Origin of the sequence: Pseudoalteromonas piscicida, assembly GCF_002744175.1 — a bacterium.
Taxonomy (GTDB): domain Bacteria; phylum Pseudomonadota; class Gammaproteobacteria; order Enterobacterales; family Alteromonadaceae; genus Pseudoalteromonas; species Pseudoalteromonas piscicida_B.
The window spans coordinates 129959-143815 of record NZ_NKHF01000008.1; the positions used below are offsets into that span (position 1 = coordinate 129959).

Sequence of the window (13857 nt, forward strand, 5' to 3'; positions counted from 1 at the left end):
ACCTAAATGACTGGTAGGTTAATATGATACTGCTAACTTAAGCGGGTAATGCAATCCCTAAGTCTCGCATTTTTGCTAGCTTATAGCGTAACGTTCTTGGGCTCATGCCCAATACCTCAGCGACTTCTTTACGCTTACCGTTGAATTTAGCGAGCGTATCCAAGATGATTTGGTGCTCTTTGTCCTGTAATTCATCTTTGTAACTTATGATTTCACTTTCATTTGGCGCTGTCTCAAACATAGTAGGCGCTATTGGCGCTGAAGGCTCCACTAGTGACATCGGTGAAAAGTTCTCAATGAAGATATCATCTTCTTGGATCTCATTCCCCTGAAATAATATCAAGGCACGTTGGATAACATTATCAAGCTCACGCACGTTACCCGGCCAACTGTGAGAGTTTAACTTTTGCTTAGCGCTGTTGCTCAGTGTTGGTGTTGATTTACCTGCTTTTTGCATATGTCTTGATAACAAGTGTTCAGCCAATACCGTTATATCTCCCGCTCTATCTTTAAGCGGTAGCCATTCCAGCGGAAACACGTTGAGTCGATAGTATAAATCTTCTCTAAATACACCATCCTCCACCGCTTCTTTAAGATCTCGGTTACTGGTCGCCAAAACTCTGACATCTAACGCGATGGTTTTCCTGCTACCCAAGCGCTCAACTTCTCGCTCTTGCAATACGCGAAGTAGTTTAGCCTGTAGTCCTAGATCCATCTCAGTGATTTCATCAAGTAGAATCGTGCCTTTTTGAGCCTGCTCAAACTTACCTGGACATGCTTGGATTGCCCCTGTAAATGCTCCTTTTTCATAGCCAAAGAGCGTCGCCTCCAGCATATTTTCAGGAATTGCAGCACAATTTATCGCAATAAATGGCTCTTCGGCTCTGTCTGACTTATCGTGAATGTAGCGTGCTAACACTTCTTTACCCGAGCCACTTGGCCCAAGCACCATCACGCTTGCATCGGACTTCGCTACTTTTGCGGCCAATTCTAGTAATTTTATACTCTTAGGATCGGCTACAATTGGACCTTCTGTTTCTTTTTCCTTCTCAGGTAAATAACGGCCCACCATGTTCAGCAATACTTCTGGCGCAAAGGGCTTAGCCATATAGTCAATGGCGCCCAATCGCATAGCTTCAACCGCATCATCAATGGTGGCGTAAGCGGTCATCATCAAAACGGGCAAGTCTGGGTAGTTGAGCTTAATTGTTTTAAGCAAGTCTAACCCACTCATTGTGCCCATCTGTACATCACTGACCACTAGCGAAAAGGACTCTTGTTTCAGTAATACCACAGCCTGTTCTGCGCTATTCGCTTCTACGCACTCAATATTTGAAAGCTGTAATGTGTCAATGAGTGCTTCTCTTAGGCCGGCATCGTCTTCGACAACTAATACTTTATTACTCATAGCTCCTCCGCTTCAATTAGTGGTAGTACTAGGCTGAACCTAGCGCCTTTATCAGCTACATTCTCAGCCTGAGCGAACCCTTTATGCGCATTTGCAACCGAGTTAACAACGGCGAGACCTAATCCAGTACCCTGTGATTTAGTGGTGAAGAAAGGTTCAAACAACTTTTCAACCAAGTTTTCATCAATACCTGGACCATTGTCAGTAACCGAAATGCGAACGTATTCGCCACATGGCTCACGTTCAGCTTTGAGCTCGATATGGGCTGCACTGCCAATTATTTGAATACTGTTGTGAATTAAGTTTTGAATAGCGCTTGCTAATGCAGTTCGGTTCCCTAAGATTTCAATATCTGGCTCGGGCAAGCAGGCTTCCAAACTTGCCTGATTAAGCTCAACCATAGCGTCAGCACCCGCTTTAACTTCGCTTAATAATTGTTGCATAGAAACTCGTTCTACCACTTGTTGCTCACCACTTTTCGCAAAAAGCAGCATGTCATTCACCTGATTTTCCAAGTCTTTTAATCTTGACATTAACTTATCGTGGAACTTCTCTCGAGAAGCGGCTGGTAAGTTTGCTGCACCCAAATTTGCGCCATATAACATTGCAGCAGACAAAGGTGTGCGAACTTGGTGCGCCAAAGAAGCCACCATTTTTCCTAATGCACTCAACCTTTGCATATGTGCAACTCGGCTTTGTAATCTACGAGTTTCGGTGAGATCTGTCATTAAAATAAGCTGACCCGGCTCTGGCGTGAGCGCTGTAATATCCAACTTAATACGTCTACCATCTTTTAGAGAGACTTCATGACCATCATCTTGCTGTGGTCGGAATGAACGCTGAATAACGCTAAACCACTTCTCTCCTTCGAGAGGCTCGCCTAACATATCCATCGCAATTTGATTCGCTTTGGCAATCATACCTTGACCATCGAGTACCACCACCCCTGCGGGCATCGTATCTACCAAATGGCTCAACCAACTTGCTTGCTGTCTCAGATCGCTTAGCTCACCCACATATGCCTCTTGAAGTAGACATGGATTATAGCGATTAGTCGCTGGCACAAACTGAGGATTAATAACATGTGCTAATGCCATTTTTCCGCTCTCTAAAAAATAAACTCAATTGATAAAAGCAAAAAACGAACCAACTTTATATTTCTTTAAAAACATAAGGTTATAACTAAGATTTCAAGAACAATTTATTGACACTGTATTTATGTACAGCTCCATGCTAGAGTCTTTAAAAAATCGAACGACAAATAAACAACAAGTAAGTTGGAGAACACTTCAATGAATAGAAGATGCAGCTGGGTTGATGAAAGCAAACCCGATTATATTGAGTACCATGATAAAGAATGGGGAAAACCGGTCCTTGATGACCAAAGCTTGTTCGAGTTTATCACGTTAGAATCTGCGCAGGCCGGTTTGAGCTGGTACACCATACTTAAAAAACGTGAGGGTTACCGACAAGCCTTTCATCATTTTGATGTGCAAAATGTCAGTCAGATGACAGAGCAAGATATTGAAAGGCTGTTAACATTTGACGGTATTATTAGAAATCGAGCAAAAATCACTGCTACAATCAATAACGCAAAGCGTTTTATTGAGATCCAACAAGCCTTTGGCAGTTTTGCCCGTTATCAGTGGCAGTTTGTTGATTATCAACCTATTGTGAATCAAATGCGTGATAAACAGGACGCCGTTGCCACCAGCGAAATTAGCGACAAGTTTGCTAAAGACTTAAAAAAGCGAGGGTTTAAGTTTCTTGGCTCGACAACGGTATATGCGCACATGCAAGCCTGTGGTATGGTCAATGACCATGCAGACGATTGCTTTTGCAAACAAGCCATTATTGATGGCTATACAAATTTGGATTTTTCGAGCATATAGTAGCGCTCGGTTACAAAGCCTAAAACCTGAAGAAACTATCGAAGTTAAGCGCAAAACTCGCTAACTTCGATATCCTAAATTAATCTCTATTAAGGTTATATTTCTTCATTTTTTCTACCAGTGTAGTGCGTCGAACACCTAGGATTTCTGCAGCACGGGCAACGACATAGTCATAACGCTCAAGCGCTTGCGTGATCAGGTCTATCTCAAGCTCAGCCAAGTATTCTTTGAGCTCAATGCCTTCATCTGGTAGCAAACCAACATTGGCCGTTTGCGGCGCAAAATCGTCCGCTATCAAATCATCTTCATCGTCACTAAAACCTTCACTAAACAGTTCATTGAAAGCATCTTTTTCTAACAATTCTTCTGGATATTCAGGCTCAAATGCCTCGACTTCTATATAGCGATATTTTTGCGGTAAATCGGTAACATCGACCACTTTATCGGGGAACATGATCACCATGCGCTCAACAAGATTAGCAAGCTCTCGAATATTTCCAGGCCATGCATGCGCTTTAAGACTTTCCACGGCTCTATCGGTAAACTTAACCGAATTCCCCGTTTGCTCGTTCACTCGACGCGTTAGCTCTTTCAGTAGCAATGCGATATCTTCTGCTCGCTCATTAAGTGACGGGTTCTCAATTGGAAAAACATTGAGTCGGTAAAATAAATCTTCTCGAAACTTACCTTCTTCAATCATGGTTTCTAGATTGCGGTGAGTTGCGGCAATCACACGAACATCTGCTTGAATTGGCTTTGTTCCCCCTACACGCTCATAAGTTCGCTCTTGAAGCACTCGCAGTAGCTTCACTTGCATTTGCAGTGGCATGTCGCCTATTTCATCAAGAAAAAGCGTGCCGCCTTGTGCAAGTTCAAAGCGCCCTTTTCGAGCCGATATTGCACCAGTAAACGCGCCCTTTTCATGACCAAAGAGCTCACTTTCCAACAATTCTCCTGGAATTGCACCACAGTTTACTGGCACAAACGGACCTTGGGCACGTTTGGATAATAAGTGTACATTTCGTGCAACCACTTCTTTACCTGTGCCAGACTCACCTAAAATCAGTACGTTTGCATCTGTTTTTGCCACTTGAGAAATTAAAAAGCGTACATTTTTAACCGCCTCAGTTTCACCGACTAAACCGTCAAAGCTTTTATTTTGCAGCTTATTTTCTTTATTCGGAAGCATCCGTAAGTACTGTTGGCAGTCATGCAGCAACTGCATAGTTACTTCTTGGCTAAAAGGCTCAGTGATAAGCCCGATAACATTGGGGAGTGAAAGTAAGGGTCTGAGGGTTTCCCCAATCAATAAAAAAGGTACAGCAGGGTGAGACTTTATCAACACTTCATGGGAAAGAGTTTGCAGTGCGCCCAACACAAAGATCGGTTCTTGGTTTTTATCAATAATACTTGGATCGTACTGCTCTTCGGCTAGCACATCATTTGCCTGACCGACAAAGCTAAGTGCTGCGCCTAATCCGATCGCTCTTTTATTGTTGTTATCTAAGATCAAGACCATTGCTTGAGAACCAATCTACTAAAATTTCCAATAGTTAGATTGTAAGAGAGAATAAAGGGGATGCAATACCTAAGTGGCAACTTTTTGACATAAACGCCAAAAAATCGCCACTCGCACTGTTCTATATCAATACTTTGGTATTAATTTATAGTAAACCTAGTACCGATGATGCCGACTGATTAGCTTGACCTCTTAACGCGATGGAAGCCCGCGACAAAATATCATTAGACACTTGGTCACTGACAGCCTGTGCATAGTCAGTATCTTGAATTCGGCTTTGGCTTGCTGCGATATTTTCTCGTTGGTTGCTCGCTGAACGTATCGTACTCGACACTGCATTTTCAAAAGCACCTAGCTGTGCTCGCTGACTATTTAATTCTTCCGATACGGTGTCTGCCGCGTCAATTGCCGATTGAGCACCTGCTTGAGTAGAAATATCCACACTTAAGATAGCACTTGCAAAGCTGCCATCCGTTTGCTCTAGCGATTGCGTGGTATTGGCATCAGGACCAACTTGAAAGCTGCGTGATTCGCCGTCAAATAATTGAGCACCACCAAAAGAGGTATTCTCAAATGTTTCGCTAATTTGTGTTTGCAGCTGCGACACTTCTTCCTGCAAAGCTTGGCGGTCACTGTCTGTCAGTGCACCATTCCCAGCTTGAATAGACAGCTCTCTAATCCTCGATACTGCATCATTCACACCAGACAACGCAGAATCAGCCGTTTGCGAATAAGAGATACCATCGTAAGCATTGCGGATCGATTGACTGTAGCCATCTTGCTGAGAGGTTAACCGATTGATGATTTGCAACGCAGCAGCATCGTCAGCAGCTGAATTAACACGCTTACCCGAGGACAACTGTTCGTTTAACTTGTTTGCCGTCTGCTCTGTTCGATTAAAAAAAGCAGTACTTTGTGACTGGATTTTCATATATACCCCCATTCACTATCATTAGTTTAAAACTACTCTATTTTGGATAAAAAGTCACCATAGCTGTGAAATTTCTCGCAATGACTGGCATAAATACTGCAAATTACAGAGAAGTGATATAAAGTATTGAGTAGTAGATAATTTATAGTATGAGTATAAAATCTAGGTCAGTTTCAATACTCGATACTGTAAAGTTTTGATTGCACCTGTAGGTGGGCATCCTATGTTTAATAATAAAACCATTTTAATAACCGGTGGCACAGGCTCTTTTGGCAAAAAGTATGTTAAAACCCTGCTAGAAAGATACAAACCAAAGAAAATCATTATCTTTTCTCGCGATGAGCTAAAGCAGTTCGAGATGCAACAAGAGTTTAACCAGCGATGCATGCGCTACTTCATCGGAGACGTTCGAGATAAAGACAGGCTGCGTAGAGCCATGCAAGGCGTCGATTACGTGATCCATGCAGCAGCATTAAAGCAGGTCCCTGCTGCTGAATATAACCCGATGGAGTGCATCAAAACTAACATCAATGGTGCTGAAAATGTGATTGAAGCAGCTCTAGATAATGATGTAGAAAAGGTGATTGCGCTTTCTACCGATAAAGCGGCAAATCCTATTAATCTTTACGGTGCGACAAAATTAGCCTCTGATAAACTTTTTGTTGCTGCAAATAATATGGCTGGTGGCCATAAAACCAAGTTTTCTGTTGTAAGGTATGGCAATGTGGTCTGCTCTCGTGGCTCCGTCGTCCCCGTATTTCAACGTTTTATTGATGAAAACAAAGGGCACATTCCTATTACCCATGAAGATATGACACGGTTTTGGATAAGCCTGCAACAGGGCGTTGACTTTGTACTCAAAAACTTTGAACGTATGCTTGGCGGTGAAATCTTTGTGCCAAAAATTCCTTCAATTCGTATCGTTGATTTAGCGACAGCGATGGCTCCAAACTTACCACAAAAAGTCATAGGTATTCGTCCGGGTGAAAAGCTGCATGAAGTCATGTGTCCTCAGGATTTAAGTTTTGATACCTTTGAATTTGCAGACCACTTTGTTATTGCCCCAGGAATTAAGTTCAGCAGTAGGAGCAATTCATTTGATCTTAATGCACTAGGTGAACAAGGCGCAGCCGTTCAACCTGGGTTTGAATACAACTCTTTAACCAACCCTGTTTATATGAGCGTTGAAGAAATCAAAGCATTTAACATACAAGCACTATTATGATCCCATACGGAAAGCAATCAATAGACCAAGCGGATATTGACGCAGTGATCGATGTACTGCAATCTGACTGGTTAACTCAAGGCCCCAAGGTGCCAGAATTTGAGCAAAAACTTTGTGAGTATACCGGCGCAGATCGTGCCGTTGCGGTAAACAGTGCGACGTCTGCACTGCATATTGCTTGCCTCGCCCTAGATGTTGGTCAGGGTGATATAGTTTGGACATCACCAAATTCATTTGTTGCTTCATCTAATTGCGCCTTGTACTGTGGAGCGAGCGTCGACTTTGTCGATATTGATCTCGATACCGGCAATATGAGTATTCAAGCGCTCACTTGCAAACTAATGCAAGCCGAACAACAAAACCAGCTTCCTAAAGTAGTAATACCGGTACATTTTGCAGGGCAGTCGTGCGACATGAAAGCGATTCACCAGCTCTCTCAGCAATATGGCTTTACAATCATTGAGGATGCCTCTCATGCCATCGGCGGTTCCTTTGACGAAAAAAAGATAGGCTCCTGTGAATACTCTGACATCTGTGTATTTAGTTTTCACCCTGTCAAAATAATTACTTCGGCTGAGGGAGGTGCTGCACTTACAAATAACCCAGAGTTGGCCAACAGAATGGCAAAACTCCGTAGCCATGGTATCACTGGCAATACCGACGAGTTTACTGAGCCAAGCCATGGCGTTTGGTACTATCAACAACAAGCGTTGGGTTTTAACTACCGGATGACAGATCTTCACGCTAGTCTAGGCGTCGCCCAGCTAGCCAAAGTAGATACCTTCGTTAAAGTGCGGAATGACCTCGCCAAGGTTTATGATAAGTTATTTTCAGACTATCCATTAATAACACCGTTAACCTGCAGCAATAAAGTAATATCAGCTTACCACTTGTATGTTGTTCGGCTTGAGAAGTGTACCGCTGAACAGCACCAATTTGTCGTCAATGCACTTAGAGAAAAAGGCATTTATGCACATGTCCATTATATTCCAATTTACCTACAGCCTTACTATCAAAACATAGGGTTCAAAGTGGGCAGCTGCAAAAACGCTGAAGCATACTATCACGGTGCAGTTACTCTACCATTGTACCCTGAGCTCACTCTAGCTCAACAAGAGTACATTGTAAGGACTTTAAGTAATCTCTATAGCGAGAGTGTAGACACTTATGAAAGCAACGGAAAAAATTATGAATAATAAGCCATTACAGCTAGCTTTTATCGGTGGCGGGAGCAACTCAGCGGTCGGATACGTACACTTTTCTGCGGCACATTTGGATAACAAATTTCAGGTAGTCGCTGGGGCTTTTAGTAGAGACTCCGCTGTCAATCACAGCACGGCGACACAATGGAACATTAGCGCTGAACGTACCTACGATTGTTGGAAAAAAATGATAAAGGCAGAGCAAGATAATGTCGACGCCTTTGTTATTTTAACCCCTACCCCTCATCACACTGAAGTGCTCAAAGCGCTGCTAAAACAAGACTTGCCTATTATCTGTGAAAAGTCACTGACCTGCGGATTAGCTGAAACAAAAGATATCGAATCATACTACGACCCCAGCAAACACTTTTTAGCAGTGACTTTCAACTACAGTGGCTATGCCATGGTAAGAGAGCTGAAACATATTATTGCGAATAAAACACTGGGTGAGATACAAAAAATACACCTTGAAATGCCACAGGAAGGGTTTAAACGCCCACCGGATATTGCAGGCAAACCCAGTCAACCTCAATCTTGGCGCTTAAAGGACTACGATGTGCCGACGATTTGTCTTGATCTCGGTGTCCATTTACACCACTTATCAAGCTATTTACTAGAGATAGAACCAGAATCAACCTGCGCACAATTTGCTAATCACTCTGACTTCAGAGGCTTGGTTGATGACGTCAATATGCTACTAAAATATCCAAACGGTATCACTGGCTCAATGTGGATGTCTAAAACAGCTATCGGCCATAGAAATGGACTATCAGTCCGGGTTTATGGCACAAAAGGGAGTGCTCGTTGGTTTCAATTAAATCCCGACGAATTGGAGCTTAACTACAATGATGGTCGCCGAGAGGTGCTAGATAGAGCTGGACAGTGCCAGTATGCCAACCAGTTTCGCTATAACCGCATGAAGCCAGGTCACCCCACCGGCTTTGTCGAAGCATTTGCCAACTTATATACTGATATTGCTGAAGCACTGCAATATCATTTAAACAAACAATCTAGCAGCTCTGAGTATGTCTTTGGGTTCGAGCAAGCCAAACACGGATTAGCACTATTCGAAGCCGCAAAGCGTTCTGCAGAGAGTGGGATATGGCAGCAGGTGGAATAACTTATTTCACCTGCTTAGGTAGGTGGTACTCTCAGCTGAACTGTGTTTTAACATCATTGCGAAGTACTTTGCCCATTTGATTGCGTGGTAAAGCATCCACCAACTCTATAAATCTCGGCTGCTGATAGTCAGTCAGCTCCTGTAAACAAACTTTTCGAATCGCAGCGGTTAGCTCCTTATCTTGGTTTTGCTCCACCACTAATTTGATTACTTCTCCGAGTAAGGCATCCTTAACGCCAAATGCCACGCAATCTTCCACTCCATCAACTGATTTAACAATGGTTTCTATATCTTGAGGGAACACATTGATCCCACCACTAGAAATTACCTCTTTTTTGCGGCCGACATAGTAAAGATATCCTTGTTCATCCACATAACCAAGGTCTCCCGTTTTAAAAAAATCCCCCACATAAAAAGCTGCTCGGGTTTGTTCAGGCATTTTTAAGTAACCACCAAAAATGGTAGAGGTATTACAGCATATTTCCCCTACTTGGCCCGTAGCAACTTCACACCCTTGATCATCTGTGATTTTCAAAGACACAAATGGCAACGCTTTGCCCACACTGCCACTTTGCTCAGGATTCTCTGAAACCGCAAAATCAGTGACCACTCCCACTTCTGAAGCGCCGTAACACTCATGAAAGCGACAACTAAGCATATCGAGCAGGCGTTTTTTAGTTGCCCCTTCCAATACTGCTGATGACGATACAAGACACCTGAGAGAACTTAAGTCACTTCCAGCAGCTCCTTTCACTACCAAACTCTCTAATTGAGCCGCTACAGCGAACAAAAAGCTCACCTTATGTGTTTCTATCGCGCTCAACCATTGCGTAAGGTTAAACTTAGGCAGGACCACCGTAGTGGCACCAAGAATAAGTGGCATCAATACGCCTCTTTGAGCAAGTGAGTGATACATGGGCGTTGCTACCAACACCACATCCTGCTCTGACAAACCGTAATAATGGATCGTCGCATCCGTGGCGCGGTTTATTTTACAAGCCTGACTCAACACTATAGGCTTTGGTTGCCCCGTTGACCCTGAAGTCATTGTCAAAATAAAAGGGGCATCAAGGTCAACATCATGTTGTAAGTCATCTATTACCTCGCCGGATTGAACAGCTTCCCAACTTGGCTCTTCACCCACAGGTTTTCCAAGTGTCACCAGATTATCAGGCTCTATTAAGTTGGCATCAAGTAGCACTTTGCCTATCGTCGGCCACGCAACAACCATAGCAACAGGCGTTTTCTTCAACGCTGTTATTAATGCATTGCCTTTGAGGCTGATAGGTAACGGGACAGCCGCAATTCCAAGCTTGGCAATAGCAAGTAGTGTTACGACAAATTCGATACCGTTGGGGGCAAAAACCCCTACCCGCTGACCAGGGGTAAGGCCAGATCTTACAAAGTGTGTACTTAACTTTAATACTTGTCGGTTCAACTCCTCATAGCTCACCTGCTGTTCTAGGTAGATAACAGCTGCTTTTTTAGGGGTTTTCTGTACGTTTTTTTCGAATAACTTGTAAATACTCGGCCTCATGTATTTACCTCTTTGCCAACATAATTAAACTCGGTAAGCGATGCTTTTGGAAACAACTGTTGCGTTGCACGCATTTTCTTTTCGTCTTGCTCAATGGAAACAAAGCCCGCACGTTGGTTAAGTAGATTCACAAACTTATTTTCTTTATTTATTACCGCAAGCCAAATGGCTTTAGGGTATTTAGCCGCGGTTTCACCTAGCTGCCACTCCAAAACCATTTGTGCGTGGGCAAAGTTCACCTCACCAGATGCAGCAAACCACCCACCAATCAGATAGTCTTGCGATTCAATGTTATAAATCTGATGCCAAACGTATAACAATGGTTTGCCATTAGCTTCCATTACAAATGACTCTCTGCTATTGGAAAACCACCACTGATAATGCGCCAGCACGTCAATGTCTGAAGTAATTGTCATACGCCAAGTGTTATTTGGTAAATTCCGCGCTGCAAGATATCTATTTATGTCTGAGTCGTTACATTGACGGATCTGCACCGATTCGGTTAACTGCCAAATATTTGTCTGTTGGCTATGTAGAGTTCTTTGTGTCACAGAAGATTTAATATCGTTCGCTAAAATCATCTCTGCAACTCGAATTGCACCTCGGCCATCTACCTTAATCGGTGCAGTTTCTCGCGCTTTTATTATTCGTTTGGACTGTTTCACTAGCGTCAATATTAACGCGACAACCTCACTAGCCTTTCGCGTCAGAAGATCTGGCACATGAAAATAATGGCCTAAGTCATCTAGCGCACCTTGTTGATTGGCTTGATTTGGGGCAATCGAAAACGTTAATGCCGGCGTATTTGTTGCGGCCAACTCGTAAAGGGAAGTGCCAAGCGCTCCCACAAATAGACTACAACTTTGATAATAAGGCGCAAGAGTAGCTGGTTGCTGAACTAGCTGCAATCTACAAGTTGTATTAGCTAGCTGAGTTAGCGATTCTACTCCTTCAGCCATTGGTCCTATAATCACGTCAACTTCAACTTCTGGTGCTGTGCTTAGCAACAGTGCTATCAGATCAGCAGCTATACACCAATCCCCTCCGCCGCCAAGAGAGAACATCACACGATTTTGCTCTCTTTTTCTACGTGAGCAGTCGTGGTATTCTGGCGACAACATAGCAAAGTCGGGGCCTAAAAGTTTGTTGTCCAAGCTTGCGTAGCGCTCACCAGTTTTGTCACCACACCACTTACTATCAATAAGTAACTTAGCACTATGCGCTCTTTCTAAATCGTCCACTACGATGATGGAAGGGATCTGTTTCGCAACTTCTACTTCCCACTCTGAATCAAAACGGTAGCTGTCTACGATAACGCTTTCAACCTGCTTTTGTATCTCAGAAAGCGCCTTCAAGGTATTATGAGCATCTTCTTTATGAGTTTGCGCGTAAGGTAAAATTTTTATTTCGTTCATGCATTCAAGTGATAAATGCTCAGGAACGGCCTTATCGACTAGAAACACCACTTCTTTGCCATACTCGTGAAGCGCTAACGCTAACCACTTACAACGCATGAAGTGGCCAAGGCCACATAAGGTATCAACTCTTATCGCGATCATTGACAAGCTTAGCCAGTGAATTTACCAAAGTGCCTACATTTGCGTTTTCTGGATCCAGTAGTAATTCTGGCGGTACCGAAACACGATAATCACTTTCTAACTGCATAATTAACGTTAGTATTTCAAACGAATCTAGTGTCCCTTCCTTGACAAAGTTATAGCTATCAATGTTATTGTCGGCGACTATTACGCCTCTTTCTAGCAAAAACTGCTGAATAGTTTGGGTTAGCATTTCTTTGTTTGCGTTCACGATAAATCACTCCATGCTAACTGCTCACCACAGCGCAGATCTCTGTTCACAGTACGGCCAACTAGTCTTGGTAACTCTTTTGGCATGATTTCGCCACCACCAGGTCGCATCTGCCTTAGATGCTCGGTAGTCAAGCGCTCGCCTGATTTAATATCTTTTATAATATAGACACAGCGACGAGCTTTTGACGCTTCAGTAGGGTAGTTAACCTCTCCCATCGCTTTTTCAATCTGTCTGACACCATGGACTAGCGCCTTTAATTCATCCGGAGTCATGGAGAAAAAACTATCAGCAGTGTCATCACTCTTATCCAGCACAAAGTGCTTTTCAATCATGCATGCCCCTACCGCAACTGATGCCAGAGGTACATCATTACCAAGTGTATGATCGGATAGCCCTACAGGGCACTTAAACGCTTCTCTCATATGTGGAATTGTGCGCAAGTTTATCGTCTCAGCAGGGGCTGGATAGGTACTCGTACACTTCATCAGCCCAAGCTCAGTTACACCCGCCTCTTCAGCTACTCTCACAGCCTCAGCTATTTCTGGTAGCGTCGCGCCTCCGGTAGACATAATCATAGGCTTGCCTGTTGCGGCAACATCTCGGATAAGCTGGTGATCGATCAATTCTGGCGAAGCAATTTTATAGGCTGGCGCATCTAGCTGACTTAATAAGTCCACCGCCGTTTTATCGAATGGCGACGAGAAACATGTTAAGCCAAGCTTAGCGGCCAACTCAAATAACTCAAAATGAAAGTCCCACGGCATGTAAGCTGTTTTGTATAAATCATGAAGATACTGACCTTTCCAAGGTCCTGTAGCTTCAAAATGCGGCAACTTGCAGTCCATTGTTAACGTGTCTGCAGTATAGGTTTGCAATTTAATAGCATCAGCACCAGATTCATATGCTGCATGTACTAACTCCCTTGCTTTGTTGATACACTGCCCATGATTTGCTGACATTTCAGCAATAATGTAACAAGGGTGTTCGTGACCTACAGAACGACCAGCGATATTCAACACCTTTTTGAAACCCATGTTGTCCCCGAAAAATAAGATAAATATGATTTGGATGAAGCAAAAATAACACCTATTTTACCTTTTCTGGTAAATATTGAATAAAATCAAGCCAGTTATTTGAGCTTATCGATGTTAGCCTTTGTCTTTGAGTGTAATCCTTTGCTATATTGAACTCAAATTAAATGAGAACAACGG

Annotated in this window: 12 protein-coding genes; 4 read left to right on the forward strand and 8 right to left on the reverse strand. The window is 43.2% G+C overall.

Annotation, left to right across the window (positions count from 1 at the left end):
* Window positions 1-37 precede the first annotated feature (37 nt).
* Both CEX98_RS02520 and CEX98_RS02525 read right to left on the reverse strand, forming a co-directional pair.
* The gene (locus CEX98_RS02520; protein WP_099640558.1) at window positions 38-1408 is read right to left on the reverse strand and encodes a sigma-54-dependent transcriptional regulator; all 1371 of its coding nucleotides are present in this window, start codon (window positions 1406-1408) and stop codon (window positions 38-40) included.
* Window positions 1405-2505, reverse strand: a complete 1101-nt coding sequence (locus CEX98_RS02525) for a sensor histidine kinase (RefSeq protein ID WP_099640559.1) — start codon at window positions 2503-2505, stop codon at window positions 1405-1407. The genes CEX98_RS02520 and CEX98_RS02525 overlap by 4 nt, the downstream gene beginning before the upstream one ends.
* Window positions 2506-2700: 195 nt before the next feature.
* On the opposite strand from CEX98_RS02525, the gene CEX98_RS02530 reads away from it, so the two are divergent.
* The gene (locus tag CEX98_RS02530; RefSeq protein ID WP_099640560.1) at window positions 2701-3300 is read left to right on the forward strand and encodes a DNA-3-methyladenine glycosylase I; all 600 of its coding nucleotides are present in this window, start codon (window positions 2701-2703) and stop codon (window positions 3298-3300) included.
* 79 nt (window positions 3301-3379) lie between these two features.
* Here the strand turns inward: CEX98_RS02530 and CEX98_RS02535 are convergent, their stop codons facing one another.
* Window positions 3380-4819 carry a sigma-54 dependent transcriptional regulator gene (locus CEX98_RS02535; RefSeq protein ID WP_099640561.1) on the reverse strand — a complete coding sequence of 480 codons (1440 nt, stop codon included), beginning with the start codon at window positions 4817-4819 and terminating at the stop codon, window positions 3380-3382.
* A gap of 145 nt (window positions 4820-4964) precedes the next feature.
* Complete coding sequence (locus CEX98_RS02540) at window positions 4965-5750, reverse strand: flagellin (RefSeq protein WP_099640562.1); 786 nt, start codon at window positions 5748-5750, stop codon at window positions 4965-4967.
* Window positions 5751-5973: 223 nt separating this feature from the next.
* On the opposite strand from CEX98_RS02540, the gene pseB reads away from it, so the two are divergent.
* From pseB to CEX98_RS02555, 3 genes are read left to right on the forward strand one after another with little or no spacing between them, the layout of a single operon-like run.
* Entirely contained in the window at window positions 5974-6975 is a 1002-nt protein-coding gene (pseB, locus tag CEX98_RS02545) for a UDP-N-acetylglucosamine 4,6-dehydratase (inverting) (RefSeq protein WP_099640563.1), read from the forward strand.
* Window positions 6972-8171 carry a UDP-4-amino-4,6-dideoxy-N-acetyl-beta-L-altrosamine transaminase gene (gene pseC / locus CEX98_RS02550; RefSeq protein WP_099640564.1) on the forward strand — a complete coding sequence of 400 codons (1200 nt, stop codon included), beginning with the start codon at window positions 6972-6974 and terminating at the stop codon, window positions 8169-8171. Before pseB ends, pseC begins: the two co-directional genes overlap by 4 nt.
* Window positions 8164-9297 (forward strand): Gfo/Idh/MocA family protein, encoded by a 1134-nt coding sequence (locus CEX98_RS02555; protein ID WP_099640565.1) that lies wholly within the window; start codon window positions 8164-8166, stop codon window positions 9295-9297. The genes pseC and CEX98_RS02555 overlap by 8 nt, the downstream gene beginning before the upstream one ends.
* Window positions 9298-9328: 31 nt before the next feature.
* On the opposite strand, the gene CEX98_RS02560 is transcribed toward CEX98_RS02555, so the two are convergent.
* The 4 genes from CEX98_RS02560 to pseI are packed head-to-tail and all read right to left on the reverse strand — an operon-like array spanning window position 9329 to window position 13680.
* Window positions 9329-10834 (reverse strand): class I adenylate-forming enzyme family protein, encoded by a 1506-nt coding sequence (locus tag CEX98_RS02560; RefSeq protein WP_099640566.1) that lies wholly within the window; start codon window positions 10832-10834, stop codon window positions 9329-9331.
* Window positions 10831-12393, reverse strand: a complete 1563-nt coding sequence (gene pseG / locus CEX98_RS02565; RefSeq protein WP_099640567.1) for a UDP-2,4-diacetamido-2,4,6-trideoxy-beta-L-altropyranose hydrolase — start codon at window positions 12391-12393, stop codon at window positions 10831-10833. Before pseG ends, CEX98_RS02560 begins: the two co-directional genes overlap by 4 nt.
* Entirely contained in the window at window positions 12374-12643 is a 270-nt protein-coding gene (locus tag CEX98_RS02570) for a hypothetical protein (RefSeq protein WP_099640568.1), read from the reverse strand. The genes pseG and CEX98_RS02570 overlap by 20 nt, the downstream gene beginning before the upstream one ends.
* Entirely contained in the window at window positions 12640-13680 is a 1041-nt protein-coding gene (pseI, locus tag CEX98_RS02575; protein ID WP_099640569.1) for a pseudaminic acid synthase, read from the reverse strand. Before pseI ends, CEX98_RS02570 begins: the two co-directional genes overlap by 4 nt.
* Window positions 13681-13857 lie beyond the last annotated feature (177 nt).